Genomic DNA, 17,066 nt, shown 5'->3' on the forward strand with positions numbered 1-17,066 from the left:
TGGCAAGCGGCTTTTGTCAGGGCTCGATGATCCGCCGGAACGGTGGCAGCGCATCCAGCAACAGCTGGCCGTACCGGCGGGTGACGATGCGCCGGTCCAAAATCGTGACCCGCCCGGTATCCTGCTCGGTCCGCAGCAGCCGCCCCACCGCCTGGACCAGCTTCACCGACGCGTCCGGCACGGTGATCTCCATGAACGGGTTGCCTCCCCGCTGGGTGACCCACTCCGCCAGGCTGGCCTCGATCGGATCATCCGGTACCGAAAACGGCAGCCGGGTGATGACCACATGCTTGAGGTACTTGCCGGGCAGGTCGATCCCCTCGGCAAAGCTGGCCACGCCGAACAGCACGCTGGGCCGCCCCTCGTCCACCCGTGCGCAGTGCTGGCGCAAGACTTCCCCCTTGGCCATGTCATCCTGGGTAAGAATCAGGTCCGGATGTTCCGGCGCCAGGGCGTCCCGCACCCGGTGCATCTGCCGACGGGAGGTGAACAGAACCAGGGTAGCCGGCTCCCCGGCCCACAGATCCGGCAGGCGTTCCACCAGTGCGTCGGTGAAGGCGTCATCGGTTGGCATGGCTCGCATCGACGGCACCTCGACGGTGGCCATGTCACCATAGCGAAAAGAGCTCGGTACCACGCAGTAGCGGCTGGCCTCCGGCAGTCCCGCCCGGCTGCGCAGACGATCAAAGCGGCCCAACGCGGTCAGCGTGGCGCTGGTCAGCACGGCGCCGTAGGCCCGAGACCAAAGGCGGCTGTACAGGAGATTGTCCGCCAGCACCGGGGAACTGTAGAAGGTAATATCCTCGGCGTGCTCCCAGCGCTGTCGCACCGCCCAGCGGGCGGGCGGCGGCACCTTGGCCCGGGGTCTGGCGCTGTCGTCGTCCCCGTTCTCGGTCGCTGTGGACTCGTTGACCTGCTCGCACCAGGCCACCCAGAGTCGCAACTGGTCCTCGGCACGGCTGTGAAACGCACCGATCACCGGATACCAAGCCTCGGCCGTCTCCCGGTCGATGTCGTGCTCCTTGCGCTCGTCGAAGGCAGCCTGCACATCGTCCGCCAACGCCCCCAGATGACGGACCAGAGTCGCCGTGGCCACGCGCGCCTCCGCCGCCAGTGCCGCCAGCGCGTCCGGCAGTTCACCCTCGGGGTAGCGCCATTGGGCACTGCGGCGTTCCTCGTTAAAGTCCCAGCGGGTATTCGTTTCCGCCTCCTGGTAAACCCGGCCCAGCACCAAATCCAGGTCCCGGGCCGCGGTCCCGATCTTGTCCAGGGTCTTCACGGCCTGAGTACCGGGCGCCAGAAACGGCTGCATTTTCACCAAGGCCTGGGACAGCTGCTTGAGCCACTGACGTGTGCCGTTCAGGGCCACAGAGGCGGCAAAATGATTCAATGCCTTATCCGGCAGGTGGTGAGCCTCGTCGAAGATGTACAGGGCATTCTCCGGTTCCGGCAGTATGGCACCACCGCCCAGGGCAAGGTCGGCCAGCACCAGGTCGTGGTTGGCCACCACCACGTCGGCCTGATCCAGCTCCTTACGGGCATCGAAGAAGGCGCAACTGTCAAAGTAGCTGCAGTGGCGGTTGGTGCACTGACGGTGGTCGGTGGTCACCTGACGCCAGACGTCGTCCGGAATCTGCTCGGGCCAATGATCGCGATCGCCATCCCAGCTGCGGTCGCCGTAACGGGCCAGCATCTGCTCAAAAAAGGCGCGGGAGCCGGGCTCATCCCCGGCCTGGGCCTCCAGCAAGAACAGCGGCATGGTCTCACTGTCGCCGTTGCCTTCGTCATGCAGGCGGGCCTCCAGCCGCGACATGCACAGATAGCGCCCCCGGCCCTTGGCCAGGGTCCAGCGGAAATCCAGGCGGGTATGCTGCTTCAGGTCCGGCAAGTCCTTCAGCACGATCTGGTCCTGCAATGCCACGGTCGCGGTGGAAATCACCAGGGTCTTGCCCAGGGCCCGGGCCACGGGTACCGCCGCGACCAGGTAGGCCAGAGTCTTGCCGGTCCCGGTCCCGGCTTCGATGACACAGGTGGCCGGCGGCGAGGTGCGGCGACCGTCATCGGCGGTAATCTCCCCCATATAACGGGCGATCTCCGCGATCATCAGCCGTTGACCGTAGCGGGCACGGATGCCCTTACCGGCCAGCAGATCCCGGTAGGCCTGCTGAATTTCCTGCTTGAGTGCGTCGCTCAGGGCCATCAGCGGGGGCTCACCCAGTCCCGGACCACACCCACGCGAAAGCGCTGGCCGTCCTTGCTCAGTACCACGCCGTCTTCGGTGATCCGCTCTACCCTCAGGCCGGCGAAGCCCTCACCCGTACGCAGGTAATGGCCGTTGATCATTACACGACGCGCCTGGGGATCGGACGAAAAAATATGGCTGTTGAACGTCAAATCCGGAATGCTCTTCTGAAATGAAAGGGGGAGTTCGACCAAGTGCGGAACCCGCTCCTCGATCTCGATGCCGGTGGCGGCCACCGGTGCCTCATCACCGCCAGGCCGGGCGGACGGTACGATAATCGTGGCCCGCTCAGCAAGTTCCGGAACCGTGGGTGCCGGAGGTGTCACCGGCTCCGGCGGCGCGTCCGCAACCGGTTGGGCGGGCATGGGCGCCGGAATCCCAGGCTCCACCGCCTCGGCCGGCACCGGTGTTTCCGGCGCTCGGGACGTGGCTGGCCAGAAGATATAGGCCAGCACGCCGGCATTGGCCATCAGTGCCAGGGCAAGCCAGCCGGCGGCTCCGACCCGGCGCCGGCGCTTGGGGCGGTGGACCAGGTGCAGTTGCTGCCCCAGGTCCGGGACCTTGCCCTGGCGACGTTCCGTTTCCGATTTTCTCAGCGCATCAAGGATATAGGACATCAGCTACCCCCAATCGGCGAGACCACGGACCTGAGCCTTGGGACCGGCGCGTTCAGGTCATTGTGAATCTGGATCACGGTCATGGCCCCGGCGATGCCGTCCACCGAGAGCCCCCGGAATGCCTGGTACCAGCGGACCTGTTCTGCCATCGGCAGGCGCTTGACCCGGGCACTTTCCGCCGGCTCCCGCAGCAGCCGGTCCGCCAGTTCCATCATGCGGGCGCCCAGCCACAACTGTTCGCCGGACTCAATGGCGTAGAAGCCATCTCCGCTGAGGTATTCCGGAAGCCGCCACAGCACCAGGAACTCTCCGAACCAGGCCTCCGCCAGCCGCTCGAACGAGACCCACACCGAGCGCCCGCCCGGCAGCCAGAGTTCTGCCCGGTCACCGTCCAACCGGCGCAGCACCACATAGCCGGTTTCGCCCCGTTCGCCGCGCAGGGTCAGGCGGGCCGGCCGGTCCAGGAATTCCAGGCTGCGTCGGGAGCCTTCCCGCACCAAGCAGCCCAGCCCGACATCACGGGCATACGCGCAGGGCTCGGTTCCCCGGTCCTCGGGCAGTGTCCGGCCCCAGACGCGAAACAGCACGGCATAGGCGTCTTGCTCGGGCAGGGTCTGTTCGGCAAAACGAAAGGGCGCCAGGGACTCGGATTCCCGCGGCGCCACCGAAGGTGGTTCGACACCCGCGTTGGCGCTGTCCCCTGAGCTGTCCGCGCGCTCCACTGTGCCGGCCCAGGGCAGGCTCGAGCCGAAGCGCGCGCTCAGCCCGGGCAGCCAGTGTTCGACCGAGGCCACCGCCGCGACCGCCACCAGCAGCACCGCCACCAGGCCCCAGAGGTAGCGGGGGCGGACCGTGCGGGAAGGCGTGCGCGGCCGGACGCCCTGCCCCCGGACTTCCCGGGCCGCCTGGCGAATATGGGCGGCGGTGATTTCGTGCTCGCCCTCGGCGTAGGCTCCCAGCAGCGCGCGATCACTGATCAGGTTGATCAGCCGGGGAATGCCCTGGCTCTCCCGATACAGGCGGGCGACGGCGCCGGCGGTGAACAGGTCCCCGCGCATGCCGGCCACACCGAGGCGGTATTTCAGATACGCCGGCAGTTCGTCGCGGCCGATGGCATCCAGATGGTAACGGGCGGTCACCCGCTGGTTGAGCTGACGCAATTCCGGCAATGCGAGAATTTCCTGCAGCTCCGGCTGTCCCAGCAGGACGATCTGCAGCAATTTTTTTTCCGCCGTCTCCAGGTTGGTCAGCAGGCGCAGCTGTTCGAGCACATCCGCCGACAGGTTCTGGGCTTCGTCGATCATCAGTACCTTGTGGCGGCCGGCGGCGTGGGCCTTGAGCAGGTCCTGATTGATCAGGTCCACCAGCTGCTTGATGCTGGCGCCCACCTCATGGGGAATCTCCAGCTCGTCGCAGATGGCGGACAGCAACTCACGGGCGGTCAGCCTTGGGTTCAGGATCAGGGCGATGTCGACGTTGTCCGGCGCGTTTTCGATGAAACAACGACTGACCGTGGTCTTGCCGGTGCCCACCTCCCCGGTGATGACGATGAACCCTCCCTGCCCCTGAACGCCGTACATCAGGTGGGCCAGCGCCTCCTTGTGGCGCTCGGTGAGGTAGAGGTAGCGGGGATCGGGTGCGATGGAAAACGGCGGTTCCCGAAAGCCAAAGAAGTCGTAATACATGGATGTCCAGTCTGATACCCAGGCCCCAGGCCCTGGGGCGCCCCGGCAGCGCGGCGTGTTTAGCGGCTATGATACCGCTCGCCCCGGGCACATGCCATCTCAGGATGCACCAGGCCCGGCGTCGGTCACCAGACGCAGCGCCACGGTCCGGCGGCTGCGCTGTTTCAGGCGCCGGACGCACCGCTCCAGAGTCTTGGAGATGCGGGCGTGGGAGCGGATCATGGAGATTTTCGGCCAGGTGGCCCGTTCGCCGGCCAGGATCATCCGGCGAATATAATCCGGGTCTGGATTCGACAGCATGCGCCGGAAGTCCGCCGGCCGGTAGGACGGTGCGATGGTGACATCCCCGGAATAGCGTTGGGCCATGATGGTGTAGAGCTGGCCGGACACCTGCCGCAGCAGTTCCGGGCGGACCCGCTTGCGCAGGTAGTCGAACACGCCACGGCCATGGAATTGGATCTCCGCCTTGAGCAGATGCATGGGCAGCCGTGCCAGGGACAGTTTTTCGTCTGGGCCTTTCCGGCTCAGGAACGGCACCACGTGGGGATTGGTCTGGCTGACAATGGTAAAGTTCACGTCATACAGGTGCATCAACCGTTCAATGGGCAGATCGCTGACCACCGAACCGTCCACGAAACTGACCCGTGGCATGTAGGGCATGGCGTGCCCCTCGAGGTCTTTCGTCATCAGCGTCACCGGCGGAAAAATGCCGGGAACGGCGGCACTGGCCAGCGCTGCGCTCCACACCAGCAGATAGGGCGAGGTGTAACCGCACAACAAGCGCGCCTTCTGGTGAGCCTGTACCGGAGACACGCTGATGTTGACCGAGCGGCCGGTACGCTGAAACGCTTCCTCGAAGGTGTATTCGCCGATGTTGGCACGCAGACAGGCGCGCAGCTGATCCTGGTCCATCAGACCCTCGCCGCGCATGGCGCTGAGCAATCCCCGCCATTTCCAGGCCTTGAGATTATGGTTTTCCGGCACCAGCATGTCCGGCACCTCGGCGTCTGTGTGCACCCCGAGAATCCCCGCGATCACCGCGCCGATGCTGGAACCGGCAATCACCTGGGGCAGCAGGCCCTTCTCCCAGAGCGCCTTGATCACGCCAAAATGGAACATGCCCAGGGTGGCGCCTCCGGACAGCAGCAGGGCCGGCCGGCCATAGCTGGTGAGGGTGTCCCGGAAGAACTGCAGCTTGTCGGCGAGGGGAAACCCGGGGACCGGGTGGTCACATAAAAAATCCAGCGATTCACAGACCTGGGTGATGTATTCCTCGATCAGATGTTTGGTGCCCACGCGGGAACGGGTGTACAGGGCCGGGTTGCCCATGTTGCCCAGGTCGTGATGCAGTCCCTCCCGGAGCGCCCGTTTCAGGCGTTCGAAATCGTTGTGCTGCCGGTACTGTTTGAGGCTGCTCAGGCGGTCGTGGATCAGTTCGTAGTGGTAGAGGTCGGAGGCGAACGCCTCCTTCCACTCGGCGTTGCCTTCAAGGAAGTCCAGCTCCAGTGCCGCCGCCTTCCAGGCTTCGTAGTGAGGGGCCTCGGCCAGCATCCGGCGATATTTGGCGATTCTCGAATCCCGGATCACGGCCTGGCCCTCCTCGTCTATCGGCCCGGATCAGAAGTCATCCAGCATGAAATCTTCGTCGTCGCTGGCGAACGGGTCGTCGATCACCCGACCGTCGTTGATCAGGAATTCCCGGCGTTGCAGGTAGGCGTTGCGTACAAAGATATAGGGGTCGCCGGAAATGAATCCCTCGGCCGGAATCAGGTCCGCCCGTTTATCCACCACCTGCAGCGCCCGGGCGTAGTAGATTTCCGGAGACTCCACGTTATCCCAAAGCGAGGGAAAGGCAAAGCTGTCCGTCGCCAGTCCGCCGAAATCCCTGGGCGTGGACGGCCCCAGCAAGGGCAGCATCAGGTAGGGGCCGGAATCCAGCCCCCAGTACCCCAGGGTCTGGCCGAAGTCCTCGGGGCGTTCCGGCAGGTCGAACGCCGTCGCCACGTCGATCAGGCCGCCAAGGCCGAACACGGTGTTGTAGGTGAAGCGACCCGCTGCCACCACCGCGGATTCCCCCTTGAGCTGAAGCACGCTGTTGATGAAGTTGCGCACCTCCGTCAGGTTATTGAAAAAATTGGTCACCGCCTTGTCGAGCAGGCTTGGGGTGAGGTCGCGGTAAGTCTGCGCCACCGGTTTCAGAATCCAACGGTCCACGGTTTCGTTGAAGTGGTAGACCTTGCGGTTCCAGGCTTCGTAGGGATCCTCCACCGAGACCGGCTGGGCACCGGCAGGCGCAGGCTCCTGCATGGCCTGGGCCAGAACGGACGGAGTGGCGCCCAATGCCATGAGAAGGATGGCGGCGGGTGCCAGGGGGGAAAGCCAACGCCGGATTGAAGTAGCTATCATCATGCACTCTTGGGTTGTGATTACCGTTTCGCTTCGACGACAATACCGGCGCTTTGAGTTGTCGTTATTGTTTCAGCTTCCGGAGGAGCGCGATGTCAGTACCAGGAAATCATGTTAGCACGCTGACCATGGCCCTGCGCTGGGGTGACATGGACGCCTACGGCCACGCCAACAACACGGTCTACTTCCGATTCTTCGAGGAAGCCCGCATTGTCTGGCTGAGCTCTCTGGAACTGGGCGCTCCGGAGGAGCCCACCGGGCCGGTCATTATAAAGACCAGCGCCACCTTCCTGAAAGAACTCACGCACCCAGCCACGGTGGTGGTCAAGACCTTCGCCGACAAGGCCGGCAACACCAGCCTCGACACCTACCACCTGCTGGAGGATGCCGAGACCGGAGAAATCTACGCCGAGGGGTATGCCAAGATCGTCTGGTTCGATCGCAAGACCCGGAAGTCGGCGCCGCTGCCAGACACCCTGAGGGCGCTGGCGGCACGCTGACACGCCGCCGTTAGCGGCGGCGGACCACGACGCTGCCGATGGAATAGCCAGCGCCAAAGGAGCAGATGACGCCCAGGTCACCCGATGCCAGGTCGTCCTTGTACTTGTGGAAGGCGATGATCGAGCCGGCGGAGCTGGTGTTGGCGTATTCATCCAGAATCACTGGGGCCTCGTCTTCCGTCGCGTCGCGGCCGAGAACCTTGCGGGCAATCAGCTGATTCATGTTGAGGTTCGCCTGGTGCAGCCACATCCGGCGCAGGTTCTCCGGCGCCAAACCCAGGCCCTGCAGGTGTTCCTGAATGGTCTGCGCGACCATGGGGGACACCTCCTTGAATACCTTTCGGCCCTCTTGCACGAACAGCTTGTCCGGCTGGCCGATGCCCGATTCATCGGCACGGTTCAGGAACCCGAAGTTGTTGCGGATGTTATTGGAAAACCGGGTTTTGAGGCGGGTACCCAGAATCTCGAAGCCCTCGCCGTCCCGGACGTTCTCCTCCCGCTCCACCAGGATCGCAGTACAGGCGTCGCCGAAAATGAAATGGCTGTCCCGGTCACGGAAATTGAGATGGCCAGAGCAGATTTCCGGGCTGACCACCAGCACCGCCCGGGCGGCGCCGTTCTCCACCGAGTTGACTGCAGCCTGGAGGCCAAAGGTGGCGGAGCTGCAGGCCACGTTCATGTCGTAGGCAAAGCCGTCGATGTCCAGCGCGTCCTGAACCTCGATGGCGATGGCCGGGTACGGGCGCTGCATGTTGGAGCAGGCCACGATCACCGCATCCACGTCCGCCGCGGTCCGCCCCGCCTGTGCCAGGGCCTCGCGGCAGGCCGCCACCGCCATCTCGCACTGCACCGAGGGCTGGTCGTTGGGGCGTTCGGGAATGCGCGGCACCATCCGGTTCGGGTCCAGGATGCCGTCCTTGTCAATCACATGACGGCGCTTGATGCCGGAGGCTTTCTCGATGAACGCAGAGGAGGAGTATTGCAGCGGCGCCCGTTCGCCCCGCTCGATCTCGCCGGCATGCTCGGCATTGAACATGTCCACGTACTGGTTGAAGGACGCCACCAGCTCGTCGTTGTCGATGGTTGCAGGTGGTGTGTACAGACCGGTTCCGCTAATGACCGCTTTAATCACGCTAACCCCACGTCATAACTGTGAAAATTGGATGGACACACTGTTCCGATGGCAGAAATGGTACCACAGTCCGGCCGCGTTTCCCGTTAGGCTTTGGTGCATGTCCGGATCAGGCCCGGACCTTCTGCCACTGTTTGTCCAGGCGCTTGACGGACACCGTCATGGCCGTGCCCAGCTGCTGCGCAAAAAAGGACACCCGGAACTCTTCCAGCATCCACCGGTACAGCACCAGCTCCGGATCCCGGATACCCTGGCGTTCGAGCTCGTCCCGCTTGGCGGCATAACGGGCCCACAGGGGCTCAATGGTATGCAGGAACTCCCGCTCCCTCCCCATTTCCCGGGGCATTTTTTCCAGACGCACCAGGCAGGCCTCGAAGTAGACCGGGAACCGTGCCAACCATTCCGGCGGCGTGGCCACCAGGAATCCGGGATAAACCAGGTTGGCCAGCTGGAATTTCAGGTCCGCCATGCTGTTGGCCAGGGCCAGACTGATCTTGCCCTTGAGCTGCCGGGCCACCTTCTGGTAGCCGGTCATGGCCTGGTGCAGGCGCTGGTCCGCCCGCTCCAGGGCCGGGATGAAATCGCCCCGATGGATTTGGAATATCCGCTCGAAGTCCTCCGGCGAACGTGGCAACGCCTCTCCCAGGAAGTGCTCGATGACGCTGGCCACCAGCAGGTCGTCAAGCAGCCCCCGGGCCTGTCCGACCGGTGCGAACATCAGCGCCGACTGTTTGAAATGCGGCAGCTTGCGATCGAGATCGCTCAGGGTATTGCCGAACCGGTTGATGATCAGCCGGGCCACGCCTCGCCGGGTATTCTCCTGCGCCGTCAGGGGGTCCAGGCAACGGACTTCTCGAACGCTGTCGCCCAGGTCCTCCAGGGCTGGGAACACGGTAATCTGCATGCCTCCCTTCTCGGTCTGGACCTGGGCCGGCAAGGCGCCAAACTGCCAGTCCTGATGCCGCTGGGCCGGGGCTTCGGCGGCGCGCGACCGGTCGGCCGCTGACGCCAGGGCGGCCTCTGCCTGCCCCTCCAGCTGGCGTTGCAGCCGGACCGGGTCCCGCCCTTCGGCCAGGACCTGACCATCGTCGCCCAGGACCCGCACGTTCATCCGCAGATGGCGCGGCAGCGCCTGCTCGGGCCAGGCGTCGGGATCCACCTGGACACCGGTCATCCGTCGCAGCTGCTCACCGAGCTTCAGGCTCAGGGGCTCGTTGCAGGGTTGCAGGTTGGCCAGGGCGGCATCGACGAAATCCGGCACCGGCACGAAATTACGCCGCAACGCCTTGGGCAGGCCTTTCACCAGCGCCACGCATTTTTCCCGCAACAGCCCCGGTACCAACCATTCCAGGCGCCGCACCGGCAACTGCCGCAACGCCATCAGCGGCACCTCAAGGGTGACCCCGTCCCGTTCGCTGCCGGGCTCGAACTCATACCTGAGCGGATAGCGCACGCCCTCCCAGGCCAGGAAGTCCGGGAACTGCTCCGCCGCTTCGGCATCCACCGGACGTTGCAGGATGTCCTCGTCGGTCAGTTCCAGCGCCTTGAGTTCCGGCTCGGACAGCCCCCGCCACCAGGTCTCGAAATGCCGGCCACTGACGATTTCCCCGGGCAGGCGCTGGTCGTAGAAGGCGAACAGGGTCTCGTCGTCCACCAGGAGGTCCCGCCGCCGGGTCTTCTTTTCCAGATTCTCGACGCTGTCGAGCCGTTCCCGGTTGCGCGCGATGAACGGTGCCCGGGTCCGGTAGTCCCCTTCCACCAGGGCCCGCCGGATAAACAGCTCCCGACACACCGTCGGATCCACCCGGGTGTAGGCGATGCGACGCTTCGCCACCACGTCCAGGCCGTAAAGAGTCACCCGTTCATACCCCATCACCTGGGCCCGTTTCTGCTCCCAGTGGGGCTCGAAGTAGTGGCGTTTGACCACGTGCCCGGCGAGAGGCTCGATCCACTCCGGCTGGATGGCCGCCACGGTACGAGCGAACACCCGGCTGGTCTCAACGATTTCCGCCGCCACGATCCACTTGGGTGCAGACTTGGCCACCCGGGAACCCGGGAAGATCCATACCTTGCGGTTCCGGGTGGCCAGGTATTCCTTGTTCTCCACCTTGACCGCCACCTGCCCCAGCAGGCCGGCCAGGATGGCCTTGTGAACGGCTTCGTAGGCCGCCGGTTCCCGGTTCGCCGCCAGCCCCTGCTCCCGGCAGATGAGTGCCAGCTGGCGGTGGATGTCCCGCCACTCCCGCAACCGCATCCAGCTCAGGAAGGTTTTCTGGCACAGCTTCTTGAGCTGATTCTGGGACAGCGCCTGGCGCTGTTCCTCGAACCAGTTCCACAGGTTGAGCAAGGTAGTGAAGTCCGATTCCTTGTCCTGGAAGGGGGCGTGGGCCTGATCAGCGGCCTGTTGTTTGTCCTGGGGACGCTCCCTCGGGTCCTGCACGCTCAGTCCGGCGATGATGACCAGCACCTCGCTCAGGCTGCCGAGTTCGGCGGCGGTCACCAGCATCCGGGCCAGTCTCGGGTCCAGCGGCAGCCGGGCCATGGTGCGCCCCAGCCGCGTCAGGCGACGCTTCGCGTCCACCGCCCCCAACTCCTCGAGCAGCTTGTAACCGTCATTAATCTGGCGGCGATCCGGCGCTTCCAGGAACGGGAACGCCCGGATGTCGCCCAGGCCCAGAGTGGCCATCTGCAGGATGACCGAGGCCAGGTTGGTCCGCAGGATTTCCGGATCGGTATACTCCGGTCGGTTGTTGAAATCCGATTCATCGTACAGCCGGAAACAGATCCCGGGCGCCACCCGGCCACACCGGCCGGCGCGCTGGTTGGCGCTGGCCTGAGACACGGGCTCGATGGGCAGCCGCTGGATCTTCGAGCGCACGCTGTAGCGGCTGATCCGGGCCACCCCGGTATCGATCACGTACCGGATCCCGGGCACTGTCAGCGACGTCTCCGCGACGTTGGTGGCCAGCACGATCCGGCGGCCCCGATGGGCCTGGAACACCCGGTTCTGTTCCTGGTTGCTCAGGCGTGAATACAGGGGCAACACCTCGGTGTGGCGCAGATCGGCATGGCGCAGCACCTTGCTGAGAAACCGGATTTCCCGCTCCCCGGGCAGAAACACCAGCACGTCTCCGGGCGGTTTCCGCTCGGCCCGCTCGTGCGCCTCGATTTCCGACAGAGCCTGAAGCACCGCCTCGCCCCAGCCCTGGTCCCGGTCATCCTCGTCCCCGGCCAACGGCCGGTACCGGATGTCCACCGGGTAGGTGCGACCGCTGACCTCGATCACCGGAGCTTGGTCAAAGAAATCGCTGAACCGTTCCACCTCGATGGTGGCGGAGGTGATGATGACTTTCAGGTCCGGGCGCCGGGGCAACAGTTGTTTCAAATAACCCAGCAGGAAGTCGATGTTCAGGCTGCGCTCGTGGGCCTCGTCGATGATCAGGGTATCGTAGCGATCCAGGAACCGGTCGTGCTGAATTTCCGCCAGCAGGATACCGTCGGTCATCACCTTGACCCGGGAATCCTCACGGGTCTGGTCCGTGAACCGAACCTGATACCCGACCTGCTGCCCCACCGTCTCGCCCAGTTCCTCGGCAATGCGCGCGGCCACGCTGCGGGCAGCGATCCGGCGCGGCTGGGTATGCCCGACCAGACCACGCAGGCCTCGCCCCATGTTCAGGCAGATTTTAGGGATCTGAGTGGTCTTGCCGGAGCCGGTCTCGCCGGCCACGATCACCACTTGGTGCTGCTCGATGGCGGCGCGGATGTCCTCCACCCGGTCCGACACCGGCAGGCTGTCCGGAAAAGTCAGAGGGCGGTGCCGCTGCCGGCGCCGCTGGAGGATGTCCTGTCCCCGGGCGAGCCAACGCCGCAGACTCTCCAGCTCCTTCGGTCCGGGCTCGCCCCGGCTCCGGGCCAGGGTCCGGGCAATGCGGGCCGCTTCCAGCTGGTTGCACTCAGCCAGCTGGCCGGAAAGGTACTGGGCCGCCTCGCGGGGCGAATCGAAGGTCGGTGTCGTCATGGCCTGGGAAGTGTACTCCTGCTTTCGGGTGGCGGTCATGCCAGGCGGCACAGTCTAGCGGGAATCGGACCACCGTAAAACGAGAAGACCCCGCCGGGGCGGGGTCTGTCCGAATCTGGCGCTTGCCGCTCAGGACTTGGCGGCTTCGTCCCGCAGTTCCCGACGCAGGATCTTGCCCACGTTGGACTTGGGCAGCTCGTCGCGGAACTCGAAGTGCTTGGGCACCTTGTAGGCGGTCAGGCGTTCGCGGCAGAACTCCTTGAGTTCGTTTTCGGTGACGCTGTCGTCCGCCGGGATCACGTACACCTTGACCGCCTCGCCGCTCTTGGCGTCGGGCACACCCACCGCCGCGCACTCCCGCACCTTCGGATGGGAGCTGACCACGTCCTCCACCTCGTTCGGGAACACGTTGAAACCGGACACGATGATCATGTCTTTCTTGCGGTCGACGATGCGGATGTAACCGTCTTCCTGGATGACCGCGATGTCACCGGTTTTCAGGTAGCCATCCTCGGTGAAGGACTTGCGGGTGTCCTCCGGGCGCTGCCAATAGCCCCGCATGACCTGGGGCCCCTGCACACACAGTTCACCCGGCTCGCCCAGCGGCGTTTCCTTGCCGTCTTCATCGAGGGTCTTGACGCGGGTCGAGGGAATCGGCAGGCCGATGGTACCCACCTGAATGGCACTGGGGGGGTTGAGCGTCACCACCGGGGAGGTCTCGGTCATACCGTAGCCTTCACAGATTTCACAGCCGGTGACTTGGTGCCACATCTTGGCGGTGTCGCTGGTCAGCGCCATGCCCCCAGACGCGGTGAGTTTCAGCGGGCTGAAGTCCAGGTCCTGGAATTCCTCGTTGTTGCACAGGGCCACGAACAGGGTGTTGAGGCCGAGAAACGCGGTAAACCGGTGCTTTTTCAGTTCCTTGACAAACGCCGGGATGTCCCGGGGGTTGGGAATGAGGATATTGTGGGCGCCGGCCTCCAGCATGATGCCGCAGTTCAGGGTAAAGGAATAGATGTGGTACAGCGGCAGCGGTGCCACCACCACTTCCCGGCCCTCGTCGACGTTGTCTTCCAGCATCGGCCGCACCTGCAGCAGGTTGGCTACCAGGTTGCCGTGGGTGAGCATGGCGCCCTTGGCGACACCGGTGGTCCCTCCGGTGTACTGCAGCACCGCGATGTCATCCTTCTTGCAGGCGACCGGGGTGAAGGTTTCCCGGGCCCCGGCACCGAGCACCGCCGGCAGGCGGTGGGCGCCGGGAATGTGGAACGGCGGCACCATTTTCTTGACGTGCTTGACCACGGCGTTCATCAGAGTGCGCTTGAGCGGCGAGTGCATGTCGGCGATTTCGGTGACGATAACATGCTCGATGCTGGTCTGAGGAATCACCTTTTCCGCGTTTTCGGCCATGTTGGCCAGAACCACCAGGGCGCGGGCGCCGGAGTCGTTGAACTGGTGTTCCATTTCGCGCTGGGTGTAGAGCGGGTTGGTGTTGACCACGATCAGGCCGGCCCGCATCGCGCCAAACACCACCACCGGATACTGCGGCAGGTTGGGCATCTGCACGGCGATACGGTCGCCGGGTTTGAGGTCGGTCCGGTTCTGGATCCAGGCAGCGAAGTTACGGCTCTGGATGTCCAGGTCCCGGTAGGTGAGGGTTGCGCCAACAGCACTGAAGGCAGGTCGGTCCGCGTACTTCTTCACGGCCTGTTCAAACACTTCGACCATGCTTTCGTACTTATCCAGGTCTACCTCGCGCGGAATCCCGGCGGGGTATTTGTCCTGATAGAACTGCTCAAAATCCATCACCATCTCCTGTTGGGCGCTTCTGGTTCTGATTGTAATGGTCTACCAATGTCTAAATGGTCAAATAATCAACCCGACAAAAGTATCAGCCGAAAAAAAGTGGGGAGAGAATAGCAGTTTTGTTAACGATGAGGTAGGTTTCACGCATTCGGACCGGCACCCGATGATGACCCGAACCCGCGCGGAGCACACCATGAACGACACCCTGGATACCCTGGAAAACCTCACTTACGATGAACTGAACGAAGGCGACACCGCCACCTTTACCCGAACCCTTACCGAGGACGAGCTGATCCTGTTCGCGGCCGTATCCGGCGACGTCAACCCGGTTCACCTGGACAAGGAATTCGCCGCCCATTCCATGTTCAAGGAGCGCATCGCCCATGGTATGTGGAGCGGGTCCCTGATCTCGGCGGCGCTGGCGACGGTCATGCCGGGCCCAGGCACCATCTATCTGGAACAGAGCCTGGCCTTCAAGCGCCCGGTAAAGCTGGATGACACCATCACCGTGACACTCAAGGTGCTGCGTAAGGAACCGAAGAACCGGCTGCTGGTCGAGTGCGACGTGCGCAACCAGAACGGTCAGCAGGTGGTCGCCGGGGAAGCCCGGGTGATTGCGCCGACCGAAAAGGTTCGCCTGCACAAGCCCATCCTTCCCGCCATCAGCATCGATCGCTGATGCCCCTTACCCGGGCAGGAAATCGATCGGGAAACGAACACGGCGAGTGCCGACCTCATCGGCACCGAAGTTGAACAGCCGTACACGCAGGGCAATCCGCTGTTCCAGTGCGGGATGGTCCAGCTCTGAGCTGACCACCTCGCAGGCGGACACCGACCCATCCGGCTCAATCACCAGCTCAAGCAGCACCTTGCCCCGCAGGGTCGGGTCCTGGCGAAGTTCGCGTTTGTACAGCGAATACAACACCGTCTTCTGGGCGTCGAACACCCGCCGGATGTTGCTCATACTGCGTTCCTTCGCCACCGGCGCCGCCGAAGCCATAACCGACTCCCGGACCGGTTCCGGTTCCGGCGCTGGCACCACCTCCCGAGCCCGATGACCGGCCACCGCCACCGTCGCCTCGGGCACCGGTGGTGCCGCCCCAGGCCCACCACTGCCGGCCAGCACCTCCGCCGGTGCGGCTTCGGGCCCGGCCGGGGCGGCATCGTCCCGCAGGTTGGTCCGTAGCGACGGCCCCGCCCCCTGCCCTGGGGCTCTGAGCGCAGCCAGGCGCTCCTTCATGGCCAGCAGTCCAGACCGGGAAGCCACCTGGCGCGCCTGCTCTGGGCTCTGGGATACCGGCGCCGGTGGCCGTGGCACCGCAACCGGTTCGGACACCGTCGCGACCGGAGACGAGACCTCGATCTCGGTGGGTTCCGGCGGTGGCGCGGCCGGCGCTTCCGGTTCCGACACCACCGGCTCCGGCCTGGCCACCGGCTCCGGCGGCTGAATCAGACGTACCAGCTGGGGCGGCACCGTCTCCACCTCGGCCCGCTCCCGGGCCGGCAGTTCGACCCCCGGCAACCAGATCGCCGGCACCAGAAACACGGCGCACACCAGCGCCAGCAGCCCAAGGAAACGGCCCTGCTCCGACCGGTCCCGGGACCAAGGCAAGCTCGCCGTATCCGGACTGAACCCTTGCCCGGCCTCAGCCATGGTCCACCTCCGGCTCGACCGCCAATCGTACTTGGCGGAAGTCGGCGTCGATGCAGGTGGACAGGATCCGGCGCAATACCCGGTAATCGGTATCCCGGGCTGCCAGCACCGTAATCGCCAGCCCCGTCGCCGGCACCACGGCCACCCCAGCACGCTGCCGCAGCAGGGCCTCGGACAGTCCGGCGAGCGGCCCCTCCTCGCTCTCCGTCAGCCGATCCACTTCCCGCCCCTGCAACCGAACGCTGCGCCCCTCCAGCTCGACCGTCAACGCCTCGGCGGCCGGCTGCCCGGCGACAGCGTTGGGCAACGGGATTCCGGCGCGGTTCTCAAGGACCTTTACATCGGATGAGTTCACCATCAGGAAGAACACCAGCAGGGTGAAGATGTCCATCAGGGACACCAGGTTGAGTCCCCCGGCGGCGCGCCGATGGTCCGGCTGCCGGCGCAGACGCCGGGGTCTGTTCCGTGGTTTCACGAGTCACCTCCCGGGCCGGCTTCCGGGATGGGCGCCAGAGTCCGGCCTTCCGGCGCATCCTGCAGCGCGATGTCCGGAAACAGCTCCCCCGGCACAACGCTGGCTGCCACCACCGCCGGATAAGTACGCAGGGTCTCCATCGCCCGGACCAGGGTCTGGTAATCGATGCCGCGGGCCACTTCCAGGGTAATACCGGTGGTGCCCGGATGCCCGGACTTGATTCCCCGCAACAGCCGCCTGAGACCGGCAAAGTCCTGCTGGCCGTCCCTGGCCGGCAGGACAGCCAGCGCCCCCCGCCCACGGTCGGCCACTGCCACCCCTTCGGGAAGCAGCGTGACCACCAGATCCAGCGACCCCGGCTCGCTGCTCCCGGTCGGGGTCCACTCCGGGAATCGGAGCTCAATCACCCGCAGCTGGCTGAACACCATGCCCAGCAGCAGCACCGGTACCAATACGATCATCAGGTTCAGGAACGGCGTGATATCCAGGTCCGGGGACAGACGCGTTCTCGGATGGCGACGCTTCATC

The 17,066-nt window shown here is 64.8% G+C and carries 13 protein-coding genes; 2 read left to right on the forward strand and 11 right to left on the reverse strand.

Annotated elements, in window-relative coordinates:
* Window positions 1-16: 16 nt before the first annotated feature.
* The 5 genes from dinG to BTO32_RS08135 all read right to left on the reverse strand — a co-directional run bounded on the left by dinG (window position 17) and on the right by BTO32_RS08135 (window position 6,950).
* Window positions 17-2,200: an ATP-dependent DNA helicase DinG gene (dinG, locus tag BTO32_RS08115; RefSeq protein ID WP_076724118.1), complete on the reverse strand. Its 2,184-nt coding sequence runs from the start codon at window positions 2,198-2,200 to the stop codon at window positions 17-19.
* Entirely contained in the window at window positions 2,200-2,859 is a 660-nt protein-coding gene (locus BTO32_RS08120; protein WP_076724119.1) for a general secretion pathway protein GspB, read from the reverse strand. The genes dinG and BTO32_RS08120 overlap by 1 nt, the downstream gene beginning before the upstream one ends.
* On the reverse strand, window positions 2,859-4,544 hold the full coding sequence (locus BTO32_RS08125) for an ExeA family protein (RefSeq protein WP_076724120.1): 1,686 nt from the start codon (window positions 4,542-4,544) through the stop codon (window positions 2,859-2,861). The genes BTO32_RS08120 and BTO32_RS08125 overlap by 1 nt, the downstream gene beginning before the upstream one ends.
* 99 nt (window positions 4,545-4,643) lie before the next feature.
* The gene (locus BTO32_RS08130) at window positions 4,644-6,131 is read right to left on the reverse strand and encodes a DUF3336 domain-containing protein (protein WP_076724121.1); all 1,488 of its coding nucleotides are present in this window, start codon (window positions 6,129-6,131) and stop codon (window positions 4,644-4,646) included.
* 30 nt (window positions 6,132-6,161) lie between these two features.
* Window positions 6,162-6,950, reverse strand: coding sequence for an MlaA family lipoprotein (locus BTO32_RS08135; protein ID WP_076724122.1), 789 nt, complete (start codon window positions 6,948-6,950; stop codon window positions 6,162-6,164).
* 92 nt (window positions 6,951-7,042) lie between these two features.
* On the opposite strand from BTO32_RS08135, the gene BTO32_RS08140 reads away from it, so the two are divergent.
* Entirely contained in the window at window positions 7,043-7,450 is a 408-nt protein-coding gene (locus BTO32_RS08140) for an acyl-CoA thioesterase (RefSeq protein WP_076724123.1), read from the forward strand.
* A gap of 10 nt (window positions 7,451-7,460) precedes the next feature.
* Here BTO32_RS08140 and BTO32_RS08145 read toward each other — a convergent pair whose 3' ends face one another.
* From BTO32_RS08145 to BTO32_RS08155, 3 genes are all read right to left on the reverse strand, one after another.
* Window positions 7,461-8,582, reverse strand: a complete 1,122-nt coding sequence (locus BTO32_RS08145; RefSeq protein ID WP_076724124.1) for a beta-ketoacyl-ACP synthase III — start codon at window positions 8,580-8,582, stop codon at window positions 7,461-7,463.
* 109 nt (window positions 8,583-8,691) lie between these two features.
* Window positions 8,692-12,603 (reverse strand): ATP-dependent RNA helicase HrpA, encoded by a 3,912-nt coding sequence (hrpA, locus tag BTO32_RS08150; RefSeq protein WP_076724164.1) that lies wholly within the window; start codon window positions 12,601-12,603, stop codon window positions 8,692-8,694.
* A gap of 129 nt (window positions 12,604-12,732) precedes the next feature.
* A complete protein-coding gene (locus tag BTO32_RS08155) occupies window positions 12,733-14,409 on the reverse strand; it encodes an AMP-binding protein (protein WP_076724125.1) in 1,677 nt (558 codons plus the stop codon).
* 193 nt (window positions 14,410-14,602) lie between these two features.
* Here BTO32_RS08155 and BTO32_RS08160 point away from each other — a divergent pair, with 193 nt between their 5' ends.
* A complete protein-coding gene (locus BTO32_RS08160; protein ID WP_076724165.1) occupies window positions 14,603-15,088 on the forward strand; it encodes a MaoC/PaaZ C-terminal domain-containing protein in 486 nt (161 codons plus the stop codon).
* A gap of 6 nt (window positions 15,089-15,094) precedes the next feature.
* On the opposite strand, the gene BTO32_RS08165 is transcribed toward BTO32_RS08160, so the two are convergent.
* From BTO32_RS08165 to BTO32_RS08175, 3 genes are read right to left on the reverse strand one after another with little or no spacing between them, the layout of a single operon-like run.
* On the reverse strand, window positions 15,095-16,063 hold the full coding sequence (locus BTO32_RS08165) for an AgmX/PglI C-terminal domain-containing protein (protein ID WP_076724126.1): 969 nt from the start codon (window positions 16,061-16,063) through the stop codon (window positions 15,095-15,097).
* Window positions 16,056-16,538, reverse strand: coding sequence for an ExbD/TolR family protein (locus tag BTO32_RS08170; protein WP_076724127.1), 483 nt, complete (start codon window positions 16,536-16,538; stop codon window positions 16,056-16,058). Before BTO32_RS08170 ends, BTO32_RS08165 begins: the two co-directional genes overlap by 8 nt.
* Window positions 16,535-17,065 carry an ExbD/TolR family protein gene (locus BTO32_RS08175; RefSeq protein ID WP_076724128.1) on the reverse strand — a complete coding sequence of 177 codons (531 nt, stop codon included), beginning with the start codon at window positions 17,063-17,065 and terminating at the stop codon, window positions 16,535-16,537. Before BTO32_RS08175 ends, BTO32_RS08170 begins: the two co-directional genes overlap by 4 nt.
* Window position 17,066 lies beyond the last annotated feature (1 nt).

Source organism: Marinobacter lutaoensis, from assembly GCF_001981305.1.
In the GTDB taxonomy this organism is placed as follows: domain Bacteria; phylum Pseudomonadota; class Gammaproteobacteria; order Pseudomonadales; family Oleiphilaceae; genus Marinobacter; species Marinobacter lutaoensis.